The 24,514-nt window shown below is 49.2% G+C and carries 17 protein-coding genes, 4 tRNA genes and 3 rRNA genes; 8 read left to right on the forward strand and 16 right to left on the reverse strand.

The genetic code is table 11. From position 1 onward, the window contains the following. Positions 1–2 precede the first annotated feature (2 nt). A complete protein-coding gene (lptM, locus tag L9P36_RS13215; protein ID WP_237467762.1) occupies positions 3–119 on the reverse strand; it encodes an LPS translocon maturation chaperone LptM in 117 nt (38 codons plus the stop codon). Positions 120–194: 75 nt separating this feature from the next. Between lptM and cyaY the strand changes: the two genes are divergently transcribed. After that, on the forward strand, positions 195–509 hold the full coding sequence (gene cyaY, locus L9P36_RS13220; RefSeq protein ID WP_237467763.1) for an iron donor protein CyaY: 315 nt from the start codon (positions 195–197) through the stop codon (positions 507–509). Positions 510–588: 79 nt separating this feature from the next. Here the strand turns inward: cyaY and L9P36_RS13225 are convergent, their stop codons facing one another. Next, entirely contained in the window at positions 589–3,156 is a 2,568-nt protein-coding gene (locus L9P36_RS13225; RefSeq protein WP_237467764.1) for a class I adenylate cyclase, read from the reverse strand. A 362-nt stretch (positions 3,157–3,518) separates the two neighbouring features. On the opposite strand from L9P36_RS13225, the gene hemC reads away from it, so the two are divergent. The 5 genes from hemC (at position 3,519) to L9P36_RS13250 (ending at position 8,076) form a co-directional block, all read left to right on the forward strand. Then, complete coding sequence (hemC, locus tag L9P36_RS13230; protein ID WP_237467765.1) at positions 3,519–4,451, forward strand: hydroxymethylbilane synthase; 933 nt, start codon at positions 3,519–3,521, stop codon at positions 4,449–4,451. Further along, positions 4,448–5,194: a uroporphyrinogen-III synthase gene (locus L9P36_RS13235; protein WP_237467766.1), complete on the forward strand. Its 747-nt coding sequence runs from the start codon at positions 4,448–4,450 to the stop codon at positions 5,192–5,194. The genes hemC and L9P36_RS13235 overlap by 4 nt, the downstream gene beginning before the upstream one ends. Then, a complete protein-coding gene (locus L9P36_RS13240) occupies positions 5,194–6,513 on the forward strand; it encodes a uroporphyrinogen-III C-methyltransferase (protein ID WP_237467767.1) in 1,320 nt (439 codons plus the stop codon). The genes L9P36_RS13235 and L9P36_RS13240 overlap by 1 nt, the downstream gene beginning before the upstream one ends. Then, positions 6,510–7,652 (forward strand): heme biosynthesis protein HemY, encoded by a 1,143-nt coding sequence (locus L9P36_RS13245; RefSeq protein WP_237467768.1) that lies wholly within the window; start codon positions 6,510–6,512, stop codon positions 7,650–7,652. Before L9P36_RS13240 ends, L9P36_RS13245 begins: the two co-directional genes overlap by 4 nt. Before the next feature lie 139 nt (positions 7,653–7,791). Continuing rightward, complete coding sequence (locus tag L9P36_RS13250; protein ID WP_237467935.1) at positions 7,792–8,076, forward strand: SemiSWEET transporter; 285 nt, start codon at positions 7,792–7,794, stop codon at positions 8,074–8,076. Positions 8,077–8,255: 179 nt separating this feature from the next. Here the strand turns inward: L9P36_RS13250 and L9P36_RS13255 are convergent. The 10 genes from L9P36_RS13255 to L9P36_RS13300 form a co-directional block, all read right to left on the reverse strand. Further along, positions 8,256–8,332 (reverse strand) — tRNA-Asp (locus L9P36_RS13255). A gap of 36 nt (positions 8,333–8,368) precedes the next feature. Continuing rightward, positions 8,369–8,484 (reverse strand): 5S ribosomal RNA (gene rrf, locus L9P36_RS13260). A 95-nt stretch (positions 8,485–8,579) separates the two neighbouring features. After that, a 23S ribosomal RNA gene (locus tag L9P36_RS13265) occupies positions 8,580–11,470 on the reverse strand. Positions 11,471–11,765: 295 nt separating this feature from the next. After that, positions 11,766–11,841: transfer RNA gene (locus L9P36_RS13270), tRNA-Val, on the reverse strand. Between the two features lie 30 nt (positions 11,842–11,871). Then, positions 11,872–11,947 (reverse strand) — tRNA-Lys (locus L9P36_RS13275). 4 nt (positions 11,948–11,951) lie between these two features. Further along, a tRNA-Glu gene (locus L9P36_RS13280) sits at positions 11,952–12,027 on the reverse strand. A gap of 85 nt (positions 12,028–12,112) precedes the next feature. Then, positions 12,113–13,665: ribosomal RNA gene (locus L9P36_RS13285) — 16S ribosomal RNA — on the reverse strand. The 16S, 23S and 5S rRNA genes sit together here with 4 tRNA genes alongside, the layout of an rRNA operon. 544 nt (positions 13,666–14,209) lie before the next feature. Then, entirely contained in the window at positions 14,210–14,740 is a 531-nt protein-coding gene (gene hemG / locus L9P36_RS13290; protein WP_290368701.1) for a menaquinone-dependent protoporphyrinogen IX dehydrogenase, read from the reverse strand. Position 14,741: 1 nt separating this feature from the next. Then, positions 14,742–16,199 carry a TrkH family potassium uptake protein gene (locus L9P36_RS13295; RefSeq protein ID WP_237467769.1) on the reverse strand — a complete coding sequence of 486 codons (1,458 nt, stop codon included), beginning with the start codon at positions 16,197–16,199 and terminating at the stop codon, positions 14,742–14,744. A gap of 25 nt (positions 16,200–16,224) precedes the next feature. Continuing rightward, entirely contained in the window at positions 16,225–16,848 is a 624-nt protein-coding gene (locus tag L9P36_RS13300; protein WP_237467770.1) for a YigZ family protein, read from the reverse strand. A 174-nt stretch (positions 16,849–17,022) separates the two neighbouring features. On the opposite strand from L9P36_RS13300, the gene fadB reads away from it, so the two are divergent. Then, positions 17,023–19,182: a fatty acid oxidation complex subunit alpha FadB gene (gene fadB, locus L9P36_RS13305; protein WP_237467771.1), complete on the forward strand. Its 2,160-nt coding sequence runs from the start codon at positions 17,023–17,025 to the stop codon at positions 19,180–19,182. Beyond that, a complete protein-coding gene (fadA, locus tag L9P36_RS13310) occupies positions 19,175–20,341 on the forward strand; it encodes an acetyl-CoA C-acyltransferase FadA (protein ID WP_237467772.1) in 1,167 nt (388 codons plus the stop codon). Before fadB ends, fadA begins: the two co-directional genes overlap by 8 nt. Before the next feature lie 79 nt (positions 20,342–20,420). Here the strand turns inward: fadA and rpoH are convergent, their stop codons facing one another. From rpoH to ftsY, 4 genes are all read right to left on the reverse strand, one after another. Continuing rightward, a complete protein-coding gene (gene rpoH / locus L9P36_RS13315) occupies positions 20,421–21,278 on the reverse strand; it encodes an RNA polymerase sigma factor RpoH (protein ID WP_237467773.1) in 858 nt (285 codons plus the stop codon). A 93-nt stretch (positions 21,279–21,371) separates the two neighbouring features. Further along, entirely contained in the window at positions 21,372–22,328 is a 957-nt protein-coding gene (ftsX, locus tag L9P36_RS13320) for a permease-like cell division protein FtsX (RefSeq protein WP_237467774.1), read from the reverse strand. Then, positions 22,315–22,986, reverse strand: coding sequence for a cell division ATP-binding protein FtsE (ftsE, locus tag L9P36_RS13325; protein ID WP_237467775.1), 672 nt, complete (start codon positions 22,984–22,986; stop codon positions 22,315–22,317). Before ftsE ends, ftsX begins: the two co-directional genes overlap by 14 nt. Positions 22,987–22,989: 3 nt before the next feature. After that, positions 22,990–24,234, reverse strand: a complete 1,245-nt coding sequence (ftsY, locus tag L9P36_RS13330; protein ID WP_237467937.1) for a signal recognition particle-docking protein FtsY — start codon at positions 24,232–24,234, stop codon at positions 22,990–22,992. Positions 24,235–24,514 lie beyond the last annotated feature (280 nt).

Raw genomic sequence — 24,514 nt, forward strand, 5'->3', positions numbered from 1 at the left:
TATCACTCAGGTTGGGTTTGTTGAACGTCATCAGCCGGATGATAAAGCGGACCAGTTTGTCCACATCCCGCAACCGCCAACACAGTCAGCAGCATCGCCGCCTTCAGTACTTTTGCCATCATGATGTCCATGATTTATTCAAGAAAGGCTTTATAATCGCACTAGCAGAATGTGAGCACAATAGGAATGGACCAATGAATGAAAGCAAATTCCACGAGTTAGCCGATGCCGCCATGCTGGCCATTGAGCAAGCCATCGATGATGCGGGTGCCGACATCGATTACGAAACTACGGGCAATGTGATGACCCTTGAATTTGAAAACCGCAGCCAGATTATTATCAACCGCCAAGAGCCAATGCGTGAGATTTGGCTGGCCAGTCAATCCGGTGGTTACCATTTCCAATACCAAGAGAATCGATGGATCTGCAGCCGGAGCGGTGAAGAGCTGATGACGCTCGTGAAACGTGAATGTGAAAAGCACGCCGAAGAAACCATTGATTGGGCATAATCGCTCACTGTTGGCTTAACCAACAAAAACCAAAAATGCGCTCATTGAGCGCATTTTTTATCTCATTGAACCATGGATGCTAGTGCGTCAGCACACGAACCACAGGTACACCTGAGAGCGATGCGGCTTCAGCAGAAGGCAATAACGCCTCATTAGCGGTGCAATGACAACGGCGATAACACTGAACAATCAGCTGACCATTCACGTCTCGAACTAAATCATAAAACTGTGGCAAGTTAAAATTACCCGATGCCTGTGCCAAATCCTGCGATGAGGTATAGAAGTGGTTCACTTGATTGACCATCTCATCTTTATTGGTGTGACACTGGTGATAGACCTCGGCGTCATTAGCTTCATCGAGAATATAGATGTTGTAGCACTGGTCAGCGCCCGATACCGCTTCAAAGAAAAACTGCACCAAACCTTCACTGGCGTTGGCATCTACCACCTCTGGCACCTGATGGTGTTCATCACGCGTCCATTGAATCGAGCCTTTATTCACCTTACTGGTTGAGATATGGCGATAGAAATCCACCGAGTTCTCAAGCTTTTGAATCGTCACACCTCGACGCTCAAAGAACATGCCGTAGGTCTTATTGGCCAAGCGAATCGCCTTAAAGGTGCGGTTTTTCTCAAACTCATCCACCGGCTTCAGGCGCATCTCAATACATTCAGCCAAAAGCTGGTATACACGGTTACGAATTAAGCCGCGTAGCTGCTGGCTATAGCAGAACACATCGACAGAGTGCGGTGGCAAAGCATCTTGGTGCATTTTACCCAGCACGGTTTTCAGCGCATCCAACATCGCATTGGGACCACTGAAATTCAAAGTTCGCACCTCATTCCAAGAGTTGCGATAAATCAGATCCACACTACCAACTAAACAATGTTCGCCGTGTTCGCCATAACTGAAAATATCCACATGACGCTGATCTTCACGACTTGTTTTCAGTTTGAGATGCTTCGTTGGGTCCTGCTCGATATTCACAAACAGCGCCAACTGACGAATTTCACAAGGGCTAGACAGCGCCTGCAAGCTTGGCTTGTCTGTGCGAATAGAGAAGGTATTACGAATATCACTCACCAACTGGTACAGCTTGTCGATATCCACATCCGCTTGGCGAACCACAGTATCTAGATGCGTTGAATCAGTGAGCAAGCCATTAAAAAAGGCCCACGCAATCAACTTGCTCAGATAACGGTTATGTTCAAGCGGCGCCCGGCCAATAATCTCATGCGGCACCAAGGCCTGCTTATAAAGATACCAGCCAGCACTGGTGCTATGACCTTTCGGCACCTGAATCAAGGTCAGATTGGGCTCGTACAGATCCGGTGATAACTGCGGATTGAGCAGCGTCACTTTACCCGGCAACACCTCAAAAGTGGCATACAGCTTGCGCGCCAGAATACTAATATCTTCAGGACTGACGCTTGAGGTAATGTTGTTGCGACGCGCAAAACGAATCAAATTACGGTAGCTGAGCATCAAAGCATCGAGCAGCTCGTTATGCGCGACTTTGACCTGCTCAACTTTCCAATCACGACGGTGGTCTAACTCAAAAATTTGCGTCTCAGTCCAGCCCCACTCTTGGGTGAGGCCTTGCAAGACTTCTCGGCGCCAAGGCATGGAGCCTAACTTGGCATTTTGGCTAAGTTTTTCGTGTGTTTTGAGATAGAAGCAGCGACGCACCAAATCCAAACGACGTTGGTCATTAATCATCGAAAGATAGCGCGTCACCTTATCCAGCATGAGGTAGTAAGCGTCATGTCGGTAGTCGCCAGCGGAGCTGGTCATCCAACGTTGCTTGGCTTCAATACTCAACAACTGGATATTGGGATATTCCCAAGAATAGGCCTCAAGAAGAAGAGCCTTGAGTACCGATTTATAAGGTGAGTCGATACTCTTGTAGAGCTGCCATAGGCTTGAGCCAAAATATTCCGCCGCAGGAATCGTTGGCACACCACCAAAATCAACCCACTCATCGCGGTTGATCACCCCGTCATCGCACAGGCGCTGCACATAGGCATCATATTGATGCTCATGCTCGACGGGAATCACCCGCCATAACAAACGACGCCCCGCCATTTTCACAGCAGAGCGATAGAATTCATCTAAGAGTAAGAAGTGCTGCGTCGAGCCGCAGTTATCCCCAGTGAGACTTTCAAAACGCTGCTGACGAAAACGACTTTCATCAACCACAAAGAAGTTGACCTCTAACCCCTTCTCCATGGCCCAAGCACTAATCAGCCCACTTTTACGCTCAAGTGCTTGGCGAGCTTCCATTGGGAAGCTTGGTGCGACACAAATCCAGATATCAAAATCACTGGTGAGACTTTGCCCCATGGAAGCAGAACTCCCCATGGAATAAAGCGCCAAAATATCAGGCGAGTGTACAGATTGCAGGGCAGGCAATCCCATGGATTGCAAATCTTGAACAAGCTCATCGCTAGCTTGGTATTGATCAATACCAAAGGGGATGGCACCGTCACAGTAACCGGGAAGTGCAGGGTGATGGTAATGCAATAAGGCAGGCACAAGCTCGATCACTTGCTGTTGCTTAGCAGAAAGCAACTCAAGCGCTCGACACATTCGCAATGCGTTATGCGCATCTAGCTGACGAATAAGGGAGGAAAGATAAGTCTGCAAGATACTCTTCCACGATAACAGGCCACAGCGCCTACGTTGTTTTTATCGGTCAATCTCACCGCTGATAAAAACGTGATCAATCTAACACTTTATACCTGACGGGTAAAGAAATCTGACGAAAAAACCACCAACAACGTCTGGCTATTCATCTGTACACCTGCGCAAAAATGCCCACCTACTCTAACCATTATTCTTATAATTTCTAGGGTTTTTACTGTCATTTCAACAAACTGTGAATATCATCACTCACCTAAAGTAGGCCAATTTTGCTTCGCTGTCGCAGTTCAAAAAAAGCCGTAAACGAGCATTTTTAAGCAACCAGTGATAGGATGAAAAGAACCAATCAGCCAATCAAAATAACTATGACTCAAGCCACGCTTCGTATTGCCACACGTCAAAGCCCGCTCGCGCTTTGGCAGGCGAATTTTGTCAAAGACGCACTCGAAAAAACACATCCAAATTTACAAGTAGAGCTCGTCACCTTTGTCACCAAAGGCGATGTACTACTTGATACGCCGCTCGCGAAAATTGGTGGTAAGGGCTTGTTTGTCAAAGAGCTCGAACAAGCACTACTCGATGGCCGCGCCGATCTCGCGGTTCACTCAATGAAAGATGTACCCGTTGAATTTCCGCAAGGCCTTGGCTTAACCACCATTTGTGCGCGCGGTGAACCAACCGATGCTTTCGTTTCTAATCAATATGACAACCTCGATGCCCTGCCTCAAGGCGCTGTGGTTGGTACATCCAGCCTACGTCGCCAATGCCAGTTAATGGCCATGCGCCCCGACCTTGAGATCAAAACCCTGCGCGGTAACGTTGGCACCCGTCTGAGTAAGCTTGATGCTGGTGAATATGATGCCATCATCCTCGCCAGTGCAGGATTGATTCGCTTGGGTCTTGAATCACGCATTCGCGCAATGTTAACCCCCGAAACAATGCTACCTGCTGTGGGCCAAGGGGTGATGGGCATTGAGTGCCGTCTTGATGATCAACAAACCATTGCGCTTCTAGAGCCACTCAACCATGATGAAACAGCGATTCGAGTCAGCGCAGAACGCGCAATGAATGCACGACTCAATGGCGGCTGCCAAGTGCCTATCGGTAGTTATGCCGAGCTCGACGGCGATGAAGTTTGGCTTCGCGCTTTTGTTGGTGAGCCAAATGGCAGCATCATTCACCAAGTCGAAGGCCGCGCATCGCATGCGCAAGCGACACAATTGGGTGAACAATTGGCAGATGAATTGCTTGAAATGGGTGCTGGAGAGATCCTTCGCCGCCTCTACGAGCAAGCATGAGTATTCTGATCACTCGACCTGAACCCAATGCCAGCGCAATTTGCCAAGCGCTGGCACAATTCAATATCGATGCCATCGCCGCACCCCTGCTTCAACTCTCTCCCTGCGAAAATCTGCACCAGCTCAGTCAAGCCATTCAGCACAGCGACATCCTTATTGCAGTCAGCGAACATGCAGTGCACAGCGTTGATCTCAGCCTTCAGCGATTACAGGTGCACTGGCCTTCACAAATTCAATATTTTGCTATCGGTGACAAAAGCCAAAAAACGCTACACAACTGCTGTCAAAGACCTGTGCTTTGTCCTACAGTGGGGGTCACAAGTGAAGCCCTGCTTGAGCGGAAAGAGTTGAAAAATATAGCAGGCAAACAAATACTTATTATCAGAGGCCCCAGCGGTCGCGATCTATTGTATGAGCAGCTCAGTGCACGTGGTGCTACGGTCCAATATTACCAAGCATATCAGCGTCATTATCTGCCCATTTCGTCGCAACAATGGCAACACTGGCAGAGTATCATCTCTCATTTAGTCATCACCAGTGGCGACATGCTGAACTATCTCTATCAACAATGTCCAAAATCAGCGCAAAACTGGCTCACTGACCGTACCCTATGGGTACCCAGTGAACGCATCAGTGAAATAGCAAAAGCGATTGGTTTTAATCGAATTCAAGTCGTGTCGCGCGCAGACAATGCAACATTAATCGCGGCACTAAGACAAGCGAAACAGGATGGGACGCTGTGATGAAACAACCAAACACAGATAAACAAAAAGCGAAGACGCAAAAGAGCGAAAACCCTGAATCAGGCGCTACGGAAAAAAATCCGCAGGCTGCAGCCGAAAAGCCAAGCCAAGACAAACCGGCAACTGAAAAGAAAAGCTCCCCCCATAACTCAGGGGCATCCGCGAGCAGCAAAAAAGCACCGCGTGAGCGTAGCCAACCAGCCAAGCAAAGGCTCGCATGGGTTGCCATTGCGCTCACCCTAGGCTTGGCCGCAACCATCTATTGGCATGGCCACCAACAGGTTCAAACTTGGCAACAACAAAACCAAGCACTGATTGGGCAAATTGATAGCTTAAAAGCGAGCCTCTCTGAACAAGCGAAGCAAAATATCAGCGCACTCAACCAAGCCAAAGAAAATACCGATATTTTGATCGCCCAGCAGCAGCAATCAATTGAAGCGCTGCAGCGTGCCATTCAAGAACAGCAAGGTCGTCGCCCCAATGACTGGCTCATTGCTGAAGCGCACTATTTAGTAAATCTTGCCGGTAAAAAACTATGGCTTGAAGATGATCCTGCAACCGCAGCGCAGCTTCTGTTTGCCGCAGATGCACGAATTGCTGAGCTCAATGACCCAAGCGTTACCCCAATTCGCCAAAAGCTGGCCAACGACATCGCTCAACTCAAAGCCATTCCAAGTATTGACCGCACTGGTATCGTCATGCAGTTAACCAGTTTGCAAAGAGAAGTCGCGAATCTACCTTTGCCAGAACACGTGATGGCCAGTGAAGCAGAAGCGAAGCTCGCGAATCCATCAGCCTCAGTCAAAGATTGGAAGAGTAACCTTGCACTTAGCCTCAAACGCTTTGGCAAAGAGATCATCAGCTATCAACGTATCGATCAAGATCAAGCTCCACTGCTGTCGCCAAAACAACGCTTCTTCTTGCAAGAAAACTTAAAGCAGCAGTTTGCCATTGCGAGCCAAGCAACACTTGAGCAAAACCAAGCGCTTTACGAAGATTCACTGAGTACAGCAAAATCATGGATCTCGGACTTCTTCGCAGCTCAAACGCCACAAGCAAAAGCAATGATTGCGAGCATCGAATCACTGCAACTGCAGAAAATCAGTGCTGATTATCCGCAACAGCTACAAGCGCAAGTAGCCATTGATGATTTGGTGCGCCAACGTTTGGATGCGAGCGTGATGCCAACACAACCGGCCGCAATCACCGCGCCAGCAAAACTCGTTCCAGCGCAAAAATCAACAGAACAGCCCAATACATCCGGTGCACCTGAACAAAACGAAGCACCTTCGACAGCCACTGAGGAGCCATCAGCATGAAGAAAATTCTATTGCTGATCGCCATCGCCATTGGCGGTTTAATTGTTGGTCCTTTCTTACCTGGCAACCAAGGCTTAGTTTTGGTTCGCTTAGGGCCACATCAAATTGCAACCAGCGTTGTCAGTCTGGTGTTGTTGCTACTGCTACTTTATGCGCTCTTACAGTTGGTCGGTTTTATTCTTCGCCCCATCTTTGCTGCGCGTGGCTGGCACAGTAAACATCAGCAAAATAAAGCGCTACAACAAACCCATGATGGTATGTTGCACTACCTATCTGGAGAATGGCGACTGGCGGAAAAACGTCTGCGTCAAAGCGCAAAACGTAGCGTCAATGCTGAACTCAACTATCTTTTAGCCGCTAAAGCATCGCAGAAACTGGGTCACGGCCAACAAGCACAGAACTACCTCAAGCTAGCCAAGGCTTGTCGTTCAGAAAAAGATTTAGCTACCACGCTCGTCGAATTGGATCTGCTAATTGAGCAGCAACAATTTGAGAAAGCACGTGAGGTGATGAAACCACTTCTCGCTGAATATGGTGATAATCCACGCCTTGTTGAACAGCAACGCATCATCTATCAAGCGCTACAAGAATGGTCATCATTGGCAGCCCTGCCTGAACCACAAATGGCTCAGCTACCAGCGCCACAAGCAAAGATTAGCGCTTGTATTGCATCGCTTGAAGAAGCAAAAAATCAGGGACATGACGCATTGCTTCAATGCTGGCATCGTTTTGATAAGACGACGCGCCGCGATCTTGAGCTTACAGTACATTACCTCACTGCATTGATTGAACTGAAATGCCCAGAGGATGCGGTGGCACTCCTCAAACGTCGGCTAAAGTCCAATCAAAATGAGCTGATCCCTTATTGTGCAAACGTGAAATCGGCAACGCACTACGAGGCCATGATCAAATTGATGAAACAAGCACTACGCCATGATGGCCGCAATGCTGATGCACATCTCGCCTTAGGCCGACTCTATGCACAGCAAAAACAATGGCCCGAAGCACAGGCTAGTTTTGAACAAGCGGTATCTTATCGTGGTCAGCCGCAAGACTATCGTTTCCTTGCACTGTGTCTCGAAGCACAAGGCAAGCTTGACGATGCGGGTAAAGTCGCACGCCAAGCACTCCACGCTTAATATTTCCTATCTATTTCAGGCGAGCCAAGTGCTCGCCTTTTTTGTCTCAACCATATGAGCGCATCACAATTTTTCACAAGCTGAGGGATTACTTAGCTAGGCTTTATGCAGGATTGAACGTTTGAAGGTGCGTCATATGTTGGCTCTCATCAATCGGGTAGGTAAAGCGCTTGAACCCTTTATGTTAATGATGGGATTGGTCAGCCCGCTTGCAACCCTACCTCAACTATATAAGCTCTATATCAGCCACAGCGAACATGCCGTAGGCTTATCAATGACAACCTGGATTCTTTACACCGTTATCGCACTTCTTTGGACTATTTACGGCTTATACCATCGCAATCCAACCATCTGGATTGGTAACTGTTTTGGTTTTTTAATGGATAGCGCGATGATTCTGGGGATCTATATTCATACCCCGTAAATTTATATCGCAAAAAGCAAGGTGCGCATGGATTGAAATAGGACATGAACGCGCCCGTATCTATACAAAGGGTGAGATACAAAGAAAGAGAAGACAGTGCAAAAGCAAAGGGAACACAGATAAACGAAAACATTCAGACGTAAAAAAGCCCAAGTCTTTCGACTTGGGCTTAGTATAAGTGGCGGAGCGGACGGGACTCGAACCCGCGACCCCCGGCGTGACAGGCCGGTATTCTAACCAACTGAACTACCGCTCCACTCAAGCAGATGCGGTGCATCAGCTTAAATTTGAAGCCTGGCGGTGACCTACTCTCACATGGGGAAGCCCCACACTACCATCGGCGCAGCTGCGTTTCACTTCTGAGTTCGGCATGGAATCAGGTGGGTCCACAGCGCTATGGCCGCCAAGCAAATTTGTTAAATCTGGAAAGCTTTATTCGACTAGTTCTTGCTTCGTTCTCAACACAATCAAGCTTGTGTACGTAAAACCCTCTTGGGTGTTGTATGGTTAAGCCTCACGGGCGATTAGTACAGGTTAGCTCAACGTCTCACAACGCTTACACACCCTGCCTATCAACGTTCTAGTCTCGAACAACCCTTTAGGAGACTTAAAGTCTCAGGGAAGACTCATCTTGAGGCTCGCTTCCCGCTTAGATGCTTTCAGCGGTTATCGATTCCGAACTTAGCTACCGGGCAATGCCACTGGCGTGACAACCCGAACACCAGAGGTTCGTCCACTCCGGTCCTCTCGTACTAGGAGCAGCCCCTCTCAATCTTCCAACGCCCACGGCAGATAGGGACCGAACTGTCTCACGACGTTCTAAACCCAGCTCGCGTACCACTTTAAATGGCGAACAGCCATACCCTTGGGACCGACTTCAGCCCCAGGATGTGATGAGCCGACATCGAGGTGCCAAACACCGCCGTCGATATGAACTCTTGGGCGGTATCAGCCTGTTATCCCCGGAGTACCTTTTATCCGTTGAGCGATGGCCCTTCCATTCAGAACCACCGGATCACTATGACCTGCTTTCGCACCTGCTCGAACCGTCATTCTCGCAGTCAAGCGGGCTTATGCCATTACACTAACCTCACGATGTCCGACCGTGATTAGCCCACCTTCGTGCTCCTCCGTTACTCTTTGGGAGGAGACCGCCCCAGTCAAACTACCCACCAGGCACTGTCCTCACCCCAGATAATGGGGCCAAGTTAGAACATCAAACATACAAGGGTGGTATTTCAAGGTCGGCTCCACAGAAACTAGCGTCTCTGCTTCAAAGCCTCCCACCTATCCTACACATGTAGGCTCAATGTTCAGTGCCAAGCTGTAGTAAAGGTTCACGGGGTCTTTCCGTCTAGCCGCGGGTACACTGCATCTTCACAGCGATTTCAATTTCACTGAGTCTCGGGTGGAGACAGCGTGGCCATCATTACGCCATTCGTGCAGGTCGGAACTTACCCGACAAGGAATTTCGCTACCTTAGGACCGTTATAGTTACGGCCGCCGTTTACCGGGGCTTCGATCAAGAGCTTCGAGTTACCTCTAACCCCATCAATTAACCTTCCGGCACCGGGCAGGCGTCACACCGTATACGTCTTCTTTCGAATTTGCACAGTGCTGTGTTTTTAATAAACAGTTGCAGCCACCTGGTATCTGCGACTCTCAGCAGCTCCATCCGCAAGGGACTTCACCATCAAGAGCGTACCTTCTCCCGAAGTTACGGTACCATTTTGCCTAGTTCCTTCACCCGAGTTCTCTCAAGCGCCTTGGTATTCTCTACCCGACCACCTGTGTCGGTTTGGGGTACGGTTCCTGATAACCTGAAGCTTAGAGGCTTTTCCTGGAAGCATGGCATCAATGACTTCACCACCGTAGTGGCTTCGACATCAGGTCTCAGTCTTAAGTGTCCGGATTTGCCTAAACACTCAACCTACACCCTTGAACCAGGACAACCGTCGCCTGGCCCACCTAGCCTTCTCCGTCCCCCCATCGCAGTTATCAGCAGTACGGGAATATTAACCCGTTTCCCATCGACTACGCTTTTCAGCCTCGCCTTAGGGGCCGACTCACCCTGCCCCGATTAACGTTGGACAGGAACCCTTGGTCTTCCGGCGAGGGAGTTTTTCACTCCCTTTGTCGTTACTCATGTCAGCATTCGCACTTCTGATACCTCCAGCAAACTTCTCAGTTCACCTTCAACAGCTTACAGAACGCTCCCCTACCCAATATACTAAAGTACATTGCCGCAGCTTCGGTGTATTGCTTAGCCCCGTTACATCTTCCGCGCAGGCCGACTCGACCAGTGAGCTATTACGCTTTCTTTAAATGATGGCTGCTTCTAAGCCAACATCCTGGCTGTCTGAGCCTTCCCACATCGTTTCCCACTTAGCAATACTTTGGGACCTTAGCTGGCGGTCTGGGTTGTTTCCCTCTCCACGACGGACGTTAGCACCCGCCGTGTGTCTCCCGGATAGTACTTACTGGTATTCGGAGTTTGCAAAGGGTTGGTAAGTCGGGATGACCCCCTAGCCTTAACAGTGCTCTACCCCCAGTAGTATTCGTCCGAGGCGCTACCTAAATAGCTTTCGGGGAGAACCAGCTATCTCCGAGTTTGATTGGCCTTTCACCCCTAGCCACAAGTCATCCGCTAATTTTTCAACATTAGTCGGTTCGGTCCTCCAGTTGATGTTACTCAACCTTCAACCTGCCCATGGCTAGATCACTCGGTTTCGGGTCTATATCCAGAGACTAAACGCGCAGTTAACACTCGCTTTCGCTACGGCTCCCCTAATCGGTTAACCTCGCCACTGAATATAAGTCGCTGACCCATTATACAAAAGGTACGCAGTCACACCACGAAGGTGCTCCCACTGCTTGTACGTATACGGTTTCAGGTTCTATTTCACTCCCCTCACAGGGGTTCTTTTCGCCTTTCCCTCACGGTACTGGTTCACTATCGGTCAATCAGGAGTATTTAGCCTTGGAGGATGGTCCCCCCATATTCAGACAGGATACCACGTGTCCCGTCCTACTCGATTTCATCTAAAGTGCACTTTCAGCTACGGGGCTATCACCCTGTATCGCCGTCCTTTCCAGGAACGTTCGCTTAGCACACTAAAAACTTAAGGGCTGGTCCGATTTCGCTCGCCGCTACTTTCGGAATCTCGGTTGATTTCTTTTCCTCGGGGTACTTAGATGTTTCAGTTCTCCCGGTTCGCCTCTTACAGCTATGTATTCACTGTAAGATACTTGCTTATGCAAGTGGGTTTCCCCATTCGGAAATCCATGAGTAGTAATGACTCTTACCGTCTCCTCATGGCTTATCGCAGGTTAGTACGTCCTTCATCGCCTCTGATTGCCAAGGCATCCACCGTATACGCTTAGTCACTTAACCATACAACCCGAAGAGGGCTATATGAACAGTCACCAAGATTTCTAGTTTTCGCCGTACTCAAGACACTTGATTGTGTTTTTGAGAACTCGTTTATTCATATGGGTATATGAATAAACATTTTTAGTTATTCAATTGAACTTACATTCAAATGAATTTACTAGTCAGCTTTCCAAATTTTTAAAGAGCAATGTGTTTTTCTCTTACGAGATAAGCACTTTCTAATATCTCTCGGCGTCGAAAATTCCGACTCAACAATTAAATCGCTGAATCTTCATCACTGAAAACCATTAGAGAGTGGTGGGCGATACCGGGCTCGAACCAGTGACCCCCTCCTTGTAAGGGAGGTGCTCTCCCAACTGAGCTAATCGCCCACTGTAGTCCATCTAGCTAAGAAGAGTAGATGGTGGGTCGTGCAGGATTCGAACCTGCGACCAATTGATTAAAAGTCAACTGCTCTACCAACTGAGCTAACGACCCATAGTGGCGTCCCGTAGGGGAGTCGAACCCCTGTTACCGCCGTGAAAGGGCGGTGTCCTAGGCCTCTAGACGAACGGGACACTTGGGATGTTTTGTTTACACAAAACGTCTCTTTATCTTTATAACCAAATCAATCTGTGTGGACACTTGTCAGTAGTCTTTAGGTAAGGAGGTGATCCAGCCCCAGGTTCCCCTAGGGCTACCTTGTTACGACTTCACCCCAGTCATGAACCACAAAGTGGTGAGCGTCCTCCCGAAGGTTAAACTACCCACTTCTTTTGCAGCCCACTCCCATGGTGTGACGGGCGGTGTGTACAAGGCCCGGGAACGTATTCACCGTGGCATTCTGATCCACGATTACTAGCGATTCCGACTTCATGGAGTCGAGTTGCAGACTCCAATCCGGACTACGACGTACTTTTTGGGATTCGCTTACCATCGCTGGTTCGCCGCCCTCTGTATACGCCATTGTAGCACGTGTGTAGCCCTACTCGTAAGGGCCATGATGACTTGACGTCGTCCCCACCTTCCTCCGGTTTATCACCGGCAGTCTCCCTGGAGTTCCCACCATTACGTGCTGGCAAACAAGGATAAGGGTTGCGCTCGTTGCGGGACTTAACCCAACATTTCACAACACGAGCTGACGACAGCCATGCAGCACCTGTCTCATAGTTCCCGAAGGCACCAAAGCATCTCTGCTAAGTTCTATGGATGTCAAGAGTAGGTAAGGTTCTTCGCGTTGCATCGAATTAAACCACATGCTCCACCGCTTGTGCGGGCCCCCGTCAATTCATTTGAGTTTTAATCTTGCGACCGTACTCCCCAGGCGGTCTACTTAACGCGTTAGCTCCGAAAGCCACTCCTCAAGGGAACAACCTCCAAGTAGACATCGTTTACGGCGTGGACTACCAGGGTATCTAATCCTGTTTGCTACCCACGCTTTCGCATCTGAGCGTCAGTCTTTGTCCAGGGGGCCGCCTTCGCCACCGGTATTCCTTCAGATCTCTACGCATTTCACCGCTACACCTGAAATTCTACCCCCCTCTACAAGACTCTAGATGACCAGTTCCAAATGCTATTCCCAGGTTAAGCCCGGGGCTTTCACATCTGGCTTAATCATCCGCCTGCATGCGCTTTACGCCCAGTAATTCCGATTAACGCTCGCACCCTCCGTATTACCGCGGCTGCTGGCACGGAGTTAGCCGGTGCTTCTTCTGCAGCTAACGTCAAATGATAAGAGTATTAATCTTACCACCTTCCTCACTGCTGAAAGTGCTTTACAACCCGAAGGCCTTCTTCACACACGCGGCATGGCTGCATCAGGCTTGCGCCCATTGTGCAATATTCCCCACTGCTGCCTCCCGTAGGAGTCTGGACCGTGTCTCAGTTCCAGTGTGGCTGATCATCCTCTCAGACCAGCTAGGGATCGTCGCCTTGGTGAGCCTTTACCTCACCAACTAGCTAATCCCACCTAGGCGTATCCAGTAGCACAAGGCCCGAAGGTCCCCTGCTTTGCTCCAAAGAGATTATGCGGTATTAGCCATCGTTTCCAATGGTTATCCCCCTCTACTGGGCAACTTCCTAGGCATTACTCACCCGTCCGCCGCTCGCCGCCCATAAACACACCCGAAGGATTGTTTATGTCGCTGCCGCTCGACTTGCATGTGTTAGGCCTGCCGCCAGCGTTCAATCTGAGCCATGATCAAACTCTTCAATTAAAAGTTTTTTTGGTCTTTCGACCGACTCAATGAATACTGATTACATTACTATCGTAATGTGAATTGACTGTGCCAAATCTTTCGATTTGTTTGGTCACTCAGTTCATTGATTTAAATCTTTCGACTATCAATAACGAGTGCCCACACAGATTGATTGGTTACATTGTTAAAGAGCGTTGACTCAGCAGCTTCGCTGCTTTGTCAGGGAGGCGTATCTTACGCTTTCCTAACTTGAAGTCAAGAAGAAATTTTCAATTTATTTTCGAGTCATTCTCGAAATCAAAAACATCTTGTTGACTTCGCTTTTTAGTGACTCAAGTCACTCTCAAGCGAGGCGGCCATTCTACTGAGAAGAAAGTCAGTGTCAAACACTTTTTTGAATTTTCTTTTCCAGCTTCAAGCCTTACTGGCTCTGGCTTCGTGCTTTGTTTGCGTCCGCCGTGTCAGTGGGGTCGCATTATAGGGCGACGATTTTCTTTGACAACCCTTTTTGTGAAAAAAATCACTTTTTTTCGTTGTTCGGCGATTATTTACTCAAAGGTGGTCATTTTTGAATGTTTAACGGACAACTTCGGGCAAATTCAGCCACTTTTTGCCAATCGGTGTAGACCAAGCTTTTACTTGTATCGGTTTCACCACCAGTAATCTTCATAATCAGCTGAATCATCATGCGATCGAACCAACGATAACTCGGATAATCTAAAGCACCGGCAAAGACCCCCATATAAGCGGGTTGCCATGGCGAACGCTTTAAAAAGGTGCGCACATAGGGACTAGTCTCTGGCGTATTACGATTTGCCTTTCGCGCAGTGAGATTCACGCAAAAGAAAGCGGCATTGGCTTGCGCAAGCGCCGTTTGGTTTTGCGCAACGAATTGATAGAAGGCTTTGCTTAAATGCCCATAACGAATCGACGCGCCAATGATGACTCTTTTATAGCCACTGAAATCCATTGCTCCTCGTTCATGCACATTCATAATCTCGCAAGGCTCTGCCAATGTCTCTTCTATATAGTGCATGATTTTCACGGTGTGGCCATCGGTGCTGGAGTACAGCAGTAGATTACGCTCGCTCACGTTAATTTCTCCAGAAAGTTGGTGTCAGTAATACCAACAAGGTAAATATTTCCAAACGGCCAAAGAGCATGGCAATAATCAGCACCCATTTGGCACCAGCATTGACCTCACCAAAGTGCACGGCCACTTCACCCAAACCTGGTCCAAGGTTATTGAGCGTTGCCGCCACCGCAGAAAAAGCAGTGAGCTCATCAATACCCGTGGCGATCAAGCCTAGCATACAGACCACAAAGACCAAGGCATAAGCCGCAAAAAATCCCCATACCGCATCAACTACTCGTTGTGGCAAGGCGCGATTGGCAATCTTGATGGTATAAACCGCTCTTGGGTGAATCAGACGTTTTAACTCACGCTGCCCTTGCAACATTAAGAGCAAAATACGAATCACCTTCATACCGCCGCCCGTTGATCCCGCGCAACCACCAATAAAAGCAGAGAACATCAAAAGCACTGGCAAAAAGAGCGGCCATTCGGAAAAACCTGTGGTGGTAAAGCCCGCGGTGGTTGAAATCGACACGGTTTGAAACAGCGCTTGATCAAAGGCTTCAGTCCAAGTGTCATAACCTTGGTGATAAGCCAGTAAACCAAAAGTCACCAACAGGAGTAATAGCTGGAACCCCATAAAGGTGCGAAACTCAGGATCACGCCAGTAAAAATGTAGATTTAATCCTCGGGTAGAAAATGCCGCAAAATGCAGTGCGAAGTTACAGGCTGAGATCAACAGGAATACCACGGTAATCATATTGATTGTGGGGCTATTAAAGTGCCCCATGGATGCGTCATAGGTAGAGAAACCACCAATCGCCACTGTGGAAAAGCTATGGCAAATCGCATCAAAGGCCGACATCCCTGCAAACCAAAAGGCCAGTGCACACAGGATCGTCAAGGTTAAATAGATATACCACAACACCTTGGCTGTCTCAGCGATACGCGGCGTCATCTTACTGTCTTTGACTGGGCCTGGAATTTCAGCGCGATAGAGCTGCATGCCACCAATGCCCAAGACAGGCAAAATGGCGACCGCCAGTACAATGATCCCCATCCCGCCATACCATTGCAGCACTTGTCGATAAAACAAAATCGCTTTGGGGAGGCTTTCAAGATCGGTCAACACCGTGGCACCTGTGGTGGTTAAACCGGAGAAGGATTCAAAAAAAGCATCGGTGACTGAGATATCAGGATTCGGTGACAACAAAAAAGGCAGTGAACCTGCGCTGCCCAGCACCGTCCAAAACAACACGACAATCAGAAAGCCCTCACGCGCTTTCAGTTCTCGTTTGTGATAGCGATTGGGAAACCACAGCATGCCACCGAGGATCAGTAGCACAACAAAGGTCGTCACAAAGGGAACGCCCGCACCATCGCGATAGATAAATGCCACCAACGCGGGTACCAGCATAGTCAGGCTAAATAACGCCAATAACAGGCCAACAATACGAATAATGGAGCGTATTTGCATGGTCGTTTCTTTTTTCCTTTTGACGTTAATTAGGGGTTATTTTCTTGAGCTTGATACAGCCATGGCTTTGGTCAAATAAACAGCTAGCAAAGGTATCGAAATCACGCACATCCACCAGCCATTCAAAATGAATCTGTTCACCGTAATCAGCAACTACAGTCTCTGCTTGGTAAGCTTGCGCCCACTTTTCCACTAGGCTCAATTGTGAATATTGGCAATCACAGGCGACTTGAATCAGCGGTTTTTTTAATTCAGTTTGCAGCGCAGCAAGTGCTGCCTGCACGCCACCACCGTAGGCTTTCACCAGGCCACCTGTACCCAAACGAATACCGCCATAATATCGTGTGACCACCGCACTAACCTCGCCGACACCGCTGCCACTCAACTGACCCAGCATGGGTTTCCCTGCGGTGCCCGATGGCTCACCATCGTCACTACAGCCCCATTGCATCGAGTCCGTTGGCTTTCCTGCAACAAAAGCCCAACAATTATGACGAGCATCGTGGTGTTTTGCTTTGATTTCAGCAATAAATGCGCGCGCAGCATCAATCCCGGGCGTATGCGCCAAGTAAGTAATGAAACGACTCTTTTTAATCTCTTCCTCAACCACACAAAGTGCGGTTGGAATGGGATAGGCTTGTTCGGCCATTTCATCCTCATGATTGGTTGATTTAATGCTAATTAGCGGCAAAAGTGCGCTAAGTTTCGAATTCTCCCATCCTTACTGCGCTAGCGCAATTATTCCGCCCTTACATTGCAATAATCACAAATGCGACTCACACTTTCTTAACAAGCTAAGCCAATGTCAGGGAAGGAGAAAGCGATGGGCTACATTTCCGAAACCATTGTTGTCAGGGAGCATGAGGATGCCATTGCTGAGCTTTGCTTTTGCGCACCCAGTCATGTCAATGTCCTCAGTCTAGATACCCTAGGTTATCTAGAGCAGGCAGTTGATTACCTACAAGCCCAGCCTCACCTCAAAGCGCTCATTCTGACCAGCGATAAACCCAGTTTTATCGTCGGCGCGAATATTCATGAGTTTCTTAATCTATTTTCCGGTCCTAGCGAGCATCTCAAGCTGTGGCTTAATCGTGCCAATCACGTGTTTAACAACCTATCCGCCCTGCCCTTTCCCACCATTGTGGCTATCGATGGTCATGCCCTTGGTGGCGGCTGCGAACTAGCGCTTGCCTGTGATTTTCGCATTGCCACACCGCGCGCTAATATTGGTTTACCTGAAACCAAACTGGGGATTATTCCCGGCTTCGGCGGCACGGTACGGCTACCACGGGTGATTGGCCTTGATAGTGCCATGGCACTCATCACCCAGGGTAAAACACTGCGAGCAACACAAGCGCTGGAGCAAGGTTTGATTGATGCCATCGTGGCGCCAGAGCAATTATTTTCCAGCGCCTGCAAACTTGCCCATAGCGCAATGACACTCGATCTCGACTGGCAGCAACGTCGCACAGAAAAAGCAGCACCACTGCCACTAAGCCAAGTGGAACTCACACTTTCAGAGCAATGCGCAAAATCCATTACGCTACAACAATCTGGTGGTCACTATCCTGCGCCTATGGCTGCAATTCAAAGCTTGATTCAAGGCGCTCCTTGCAATGCCGATGAGGCGCTGGCCATTGAAACCCAAATCTTTGCGCATTTGGTCGACAGCGACAGTACTCGCGCTTTGGTTGGTCTATTCCTCGCTGATCAGGTGATCAAACAGCAAGCCAAGCAATATGGTAAAACAGAAGCGCCTGAGCGTGTTGGTGTTCTAGGTGCTGGCATTATGGGCGGTGGCATTAGTTACCAAGCGGCACTAACTGGCAGTCATGTGGTGATGAAAGATATCGCGCAGCCTGCGCTTGACCATGGTATGAATGAAGCCAGCAAACGACTCACCCAACTAAGTCAACGTGGCCGAATTAATGCGCAGCAGCTCAGTGATACCCTCACCCGCATTCAACCCACCCTCAGCGAACAACCACTGGCCGATCGCCAACTGGTGATTGAAGCTGTGGTGGAAAATGCAGAGGTCAAAGCAAAGGTGCTGAGCCAACTTGAACAACAAGTAGATGCGCACACGATTTTAGCCTCCAACACCTCGACCATCGCTATTGACCAACTTGCTCAATCCTTACAACGACCTGAAAATTTCTGCGGCATGCACTTTTTTAACCCTGTCCATCGCATGCCATTAGTGGAGGTGATTCGCGGCCGACAAACCAGTGATAAAGCAATCGCGCAAGTCGTGGCGCTAGCGCAAAAGATGAAGAAAACCGCCATTGTGGTCGGTGACTGTCCCGGATTTTTCGTCAATCGCGTGCTCTTCCCCTACTTCCTTGCCTTTGATCTCCTGCTCGCACAGGGAGAGCCTTTGGAAAAAATTGATCGCATGATGAGCCAAAGCTTCGGCTGGCCCATGGGACCAGGTTTATTACTTGATGTGATTGGTTTAGATACCGCCCACCATGCTATGCAAGTGATGGCTGCGGGATACCCAGAGCGTATGCAAGGACGCGAAAACAACTTCATTAGCCAACTGCATCAGGCTCAGTGCTGGGGCCAGAAGAATGAACAAGGCTTCTATCGCTATCATCTGGATAAGCGCGGGCGCAGGCAACAGCAGATCAATCCGCAATTCCAGCAATGGTTCGGCGCACCTCAAGATCAGCTCTCCACCCAGCAGGTGATGCTGCGCATGATGGCCCCACTACTCAACGAAGTGGTGCGCTGCTTAGCTGAAGGGATCATCGACAGTCCAGAAGCAGCAGATATGGCGCTGGTCTACGGCTTAGGGTTTCCACCATTTCGCGGCGGCCCCTGTCGCTATCTCGACAGCATTGGTATTGCCCATTATCTCGAGCAAATCGCACCGCTTGAAGCGATCTCGCCACTCTATCAAGCACCACAAAAACTGCATGAGATGGCCGCTCAACAAACAGGTTTCTATCCCCTGACACAGGAGGTGGCTTATGCATGAAGTGGTGATTGTTGATTGTCTTCGTACGCCCATGGGCCGCTCAAAAGAAGGCGCTTTTCGACATGTACGTGCAGAATCACTCGCAGCTGATCTCATGCGCGCCATGATGGCTCGCCACCCTGAACTTAGTGATAACGCATTAAGCGATATTTACTGGGGCTGCGTCCAGCAAACGCGTGAGCAAGGTTTCAATATCGCGCGCAATGCGGCGCTACTTGCCGGTATCGCCAATACTGTCCCTGCCGTCACCGTCAACAGGCTTTGTGGCTCGGCGATGCAAGCGGTACATGATGCCAGTCGCGCTATTATGGTGGGTGATGCGCAGTGCTGCCTGGCCGGTGGCGTTGAACATATGGGGCATGTTGCCATGACTGATGGTATCGATTTTCACCCTCAGCTCAGTCGCCACCTGTCACAGGCCTCGCTGCAGATGGGACTTACCGCCGAAATGCTGGCGAGAATTCATGGCATTACACGCCAAGAGCAAGACGCCTTTGCCCTGCGCTCACATCAACTTGCCCATGCTGCGCAGCAGCGCGGCGAGTTTGCCGAAGTGATCGCCCCACGCGAAGGACATGATGCGGACGGCAATCTCTATCAAGTTCATGATGATGAGGTAATTCGTGCCGATGCGACCTTAGAACAGCTCAGCGCCCTTAAACCTGTATTTGATCCTGCCAATGGCACGGTGACCGCTGGTAATGCCTCAGCCCTGTCCGATGGCGCGGCAACCTTAATGCTGGCCAGCCGCCCCTTTGCTGAAAGTATGGGACTGCCCATTCGCGCAGCCGTTCGTGCAATGACAGTCACCGGCTGCGATCCAGCCATTATGGGTTATGGTCCAGTCCCTGCCACTCAGCAGTTACTGAAAAAAATGCATCTCAAAATGCGAGATATTGATGTGATTGAGCTCAATGAAGCCTTTGCCGCGCAAGCCATTCCCTGCGTTCGTGAGCTTGGATTGGCTGACCAGATCGATGATAAGGTGAATCTTCAAGGCGGCGCCATTGCGCTGGGTCATCCACTGGGTTGCTCCGGTGCCCGTATTCTGACCAACCTAGTACAAAACCTTGAGCTTAAAGATGGTGCCATGGGCATTGCCACTATGTGTATTGGTCTGGGTCAGGGCATCGCTACGCTGATTGAGCGTCTCGATTAAACACCCAGATAACAAGCAATAAAAAAGCCAGCATCAATGCTGGCTTTCTTTTCACACCTTAAATCTAAAATAGGCAGGGTTAGATTTCATCACCTACAGCCAGTTTTAGCTTTTTCAATGCGTTTTTCTCAAGCTGACGAATACGCTCTGCTGATACTTGGTAGTGATCCGCCAAATCTTGCAAAGTGGCTTTTGGATCATCCAACCAACGGGCGCGAATAATATGTTGGCTACGCTCATCCAGTGATGACAAGGCACGAGAGAGTTTATCCGTGGCGTGGTTTTCCCAGTTATCCGCTTCAATATTGGCTGCAAGATCGGAGCTTTTATCTTCAAGATAAAGCACGGGCGCGGCGATCATATCACCGCTGTCATCTTCCACTGGCATATCAAAGCCAGCATCTTGCGCCGATAGACGTGCTTCCATCTCACGCACATCTTTCACATCAACACCTAGCTCGCTGGCAACCATATTGACTTCAGCATCGCTAAACCAGCCAAGGCGTTGTTTATTTTTACGTAGATTGAAGAACAATTTACGCTGCGCTTTGGTCGTCGCCACTTTGACGATACGCCAGTTACGCAAAACATATTCATGAATTTCAGCTTTGATCCAGTGCACGGCAAAAGAGACCAAACGCACCCCTACTTCAGGGTTAAAACGTTTCACCGCCTTCATCAGGCCGATGTTGCCCTCTTGTACCAAGTCATTGAGTGGCAGGCCATAGCCTGAATAGCCACGAGCAATATGCACAACAAAACGCAGGTGTGAGAGGATCAGCTGTTTTGCTGCCTCGATGTCACCATGGTAATGGAGACGTTCAGCCAGCTCGCGCTCCTGCTCAGCCGTGAGCATGTCAAACTTGCTCACCTTCTGTAGATAGCTATCAATACTATCTTTTGGAACTAAAGCCATCGAATACATCTCAGTGCTCATTGATTCTCCTCAAAGGACATTCGGTCGATGATCAAAATCTAGCCTGTCATTATGAACGCAAACTGAAGCAAAGTTCAATCTATCGCTGCAATTTTATACCGGCTCAATTTCACGCAGATGACGATTAGATGCCATCTTCGCCGCTAGCCACCCCATAATGGTGGCCACCATTAAGAGTAGTCCGGTCTCATCTAGGTTCAGTCCGATTAGCGAAAAGTTGCCATCATAGAGCGATGCCAAATGCGCCACCGCGCCATCGAGCAAAATAATTGCAATGGCGGTAAAGACCCAAGCAGTAGCGGCTGAAAGCAAACCGAACCATACACCGGTATAAAGATAAGGCCGCAAAATAAAGCTATCTGTGGCCCCCACCAGCTTCATCACTTGAATTTCTTCTTTATGGCTAAGCACTTGCAAACGCAGGGTGTTACCAATCACCAAGAACACCGCAGCAAGCATGATCACCACAAAGACAATCACCAAGCGCTCGGCCAAAGACTTAATCGCGGTAAGTCGCTGTAGCCAATCACTATCGAGGCGTACCTCATCCACCAGCACCTGCTCGCCAAGCTTTGCTGCTAAGGCTTGCGCCTTGCCATTTTGCTGCCACTCTGGTTTTGGCAAAATGATAAATACACCTGGCAGCGGGTTCTCTTGTAGCAAGGTCACCGACTCTTCAAAACCAACGTAATCGCGAAACTGACGTAAGCCCTCATCAGGTGACACGTAATCGATGCTTTCAATCTCCGGCCACATCGATAGCTCTTGCTGCAGATTTTCAATGCGCTCAGGCATGGCGTTTTTCAGCAAATAAGCACTGAGCTGCGTGGGATGTTTCCAGCCAGAAGCCACCGAGGAGATATTCTTAGCCACCAAATAGAAAGTGGTCGGCAAAGTTAGCGCCAGCGCCAACACTAAAATCGTCAGTAGGCTACCCAGCGGACGTTGGCGAATATCATCAAAAGCTTGCTTGGCATGAATTTGATGCTGCGCAAAAAAGCCAACGCGCGCTGGCGCTTTTGCTTTGGCGGTACGCTTAGAACGCGCCATGAGTCACCTCACGTAAGTGGCCTTGTTGCAGATCAAAATGGCGGTGCTGATGTTGCCCGATCAAGGTTTGATCATGGGTGGCAATTAACACAGTCACGCCAGCTGCATTAAACTCTTCAAACAAAGACATAATTTGTCGCGACAACGCCGCATCCAAGTTACCGGTCGGTTCGTCCGCAAGTAATAACATGGGGCGATTGACAATCGCACGGGCAATCCCCACACGCTGCTGCTCACCACCGGAAAGCTGCATCGGCAAGCATTTGGTTTTATCCAATAAACCCACCTTATCCAGCGCGGCCATCACTCGTTTATTGGTTTCATGCTCTGGCATACCCTCAACGCGCAATGGCATCGCCACGTTTTCATAAACCGTGCGATTAAGCAGCAATTTATGATCTTGGAAAATCACGCCGATACGACGACGTAAAAAAGGAATGTGCTTATTGGGAATCCGTGTAATGTCGTGGCCATTAAAGCGAATCGCGCCATCGGACGGGCGTTCAATGGCGCAAATAAGTTTCAACAGGGTACTTTTCCCTGCACCTGAGTGTCCGGTTAAAAAAGCAATGTCCTTCGGCGGCAGATGAAAATCCACCTTTTGCAGCGCTTGGCGACCGCCGCGATAAGCCTTGCTGACCTGTTGAAACTCAATCACTCGCTACTCCTCGCGACTAAATAGTGCCTCGATAAAATCGTTGGCATCAAATGGGCGCAAATCATCAATACCTTCACCAATGCCGATAAAGCGAATTGGAATTGCAAACTGATCTGCGAGCGCAAAAATCACCCCACCTTTGGCAGTACCGTCCAATTTGGTCAAGGTAATGCCAGTCACAGGCGCCACTTCGCTAAATAGCTTGGTTTGGCTAATCGCATTTTGACCCGTGCTAGCATCAATGGTCAGCATAATTTCATGCGGCGCACTGTCATCTAATTTCTTCATTACTCTAACGATTTTGCGCAGCTCTTCCATCAAATTCGATTTGTTTTGCAAGCGGCCTGCGGTATCTGCAATCACCACATCAATGTTGCGTGCTTTTGCAGCTTGAATCGCATCGAAAATCACGGAGGCGCTATCAGCACCAGTATGCTGTGCAACCACAGGAACGTCGTTACGCTCACCCCAAACTTGCAACTGCTCAACCGCCGCTGCGCGGAAGGTATCACCAGCGGCCAACATCACTGATTTACCTTCACTTTGGAATTTCTTCGCCAGCTTACCAATGGTGGTGGTTTTACCCACGCCATTGACGCCAACCATCAAAATGACATAAGGCTTGTGTGCTTCGATTTGCAGTGGCGCATCCACGCGATTGAGCATGCCGGCCATTTCATCTTTCAGCAGGCCATACAGTGCTTCTGCGTTTTTGAGCTGACCACGACTGGCTTTATCCGTCAGGGTATTGATGATTTTTTGTGTGGTATCCATGCCCACATCGGCAATGAGTAGCTGCTCTTCTAGCTCTTCATAGAGATCGTCATCAATCTGCTTGCCTTTAAATAGGCTAAAGAAACCCGAGCCAATATTGCTGCGTGTTTTACTCAAACCACGACGAAGACGAGCAAAGAAACCCGCTTTCTTTTCAGCTGGCGCTTCTTCGACAACAGAAGCAACTTCAACGCTCTCTTCAGCGGCAACAGTTGCGTTTACAGCCTCAGTTTCTACTACAGCAACCTCTTCCTCTGCAGTAACAGCTTCTTCGACTTCCTGCGTCTCTTCGACTACTGCTTCTGTTGTAACGTCAGTACTTGATTCAGCGACCTCCGCGGCCGGTTCAATTTCTTCAAGGATGACTGGCGTGTCTTCAAGCGGCTCAGACTCAAGCGCCTGCGCTTCGCAGCTTTCAACCTCAGCTTGTTCCGCAACATCTTCGCTCGCGACCACTTCAACTGATTCAGTCATCGTCACTTCAGCAATCACTTCAGGCTCAGCAGCTTCAGGCGCTTGTGCTTCAACTTGCGCAGCCGCATGGTCAATGACCGCATCATGAGTCTCTGGTACTACGTCAGCCTCAGCTTTTACGTCGTGTTCAGTTTCTGCTTGGTTTTCGGCTTGCTCTTCAGCTTTACCTTCGATTTCAACTTCCGCAGCAACAGCATCAGACTCAACGACAGCTTGCGCTTCGGGCTGCGCAAGCTCAGCATTCACATCAACATTGTCTTCCGCTTTGAGTTCAGCATGG

This window comes from Vibrio stylophorae (genome assembly GCF_921293875.1).
GTDB lineage: Bacteria > Pseudomonadota > Gammaproteobacteria > Enterobacterales > Vibrionaceae > Vibrio_A > Vibrio_A stylophorae.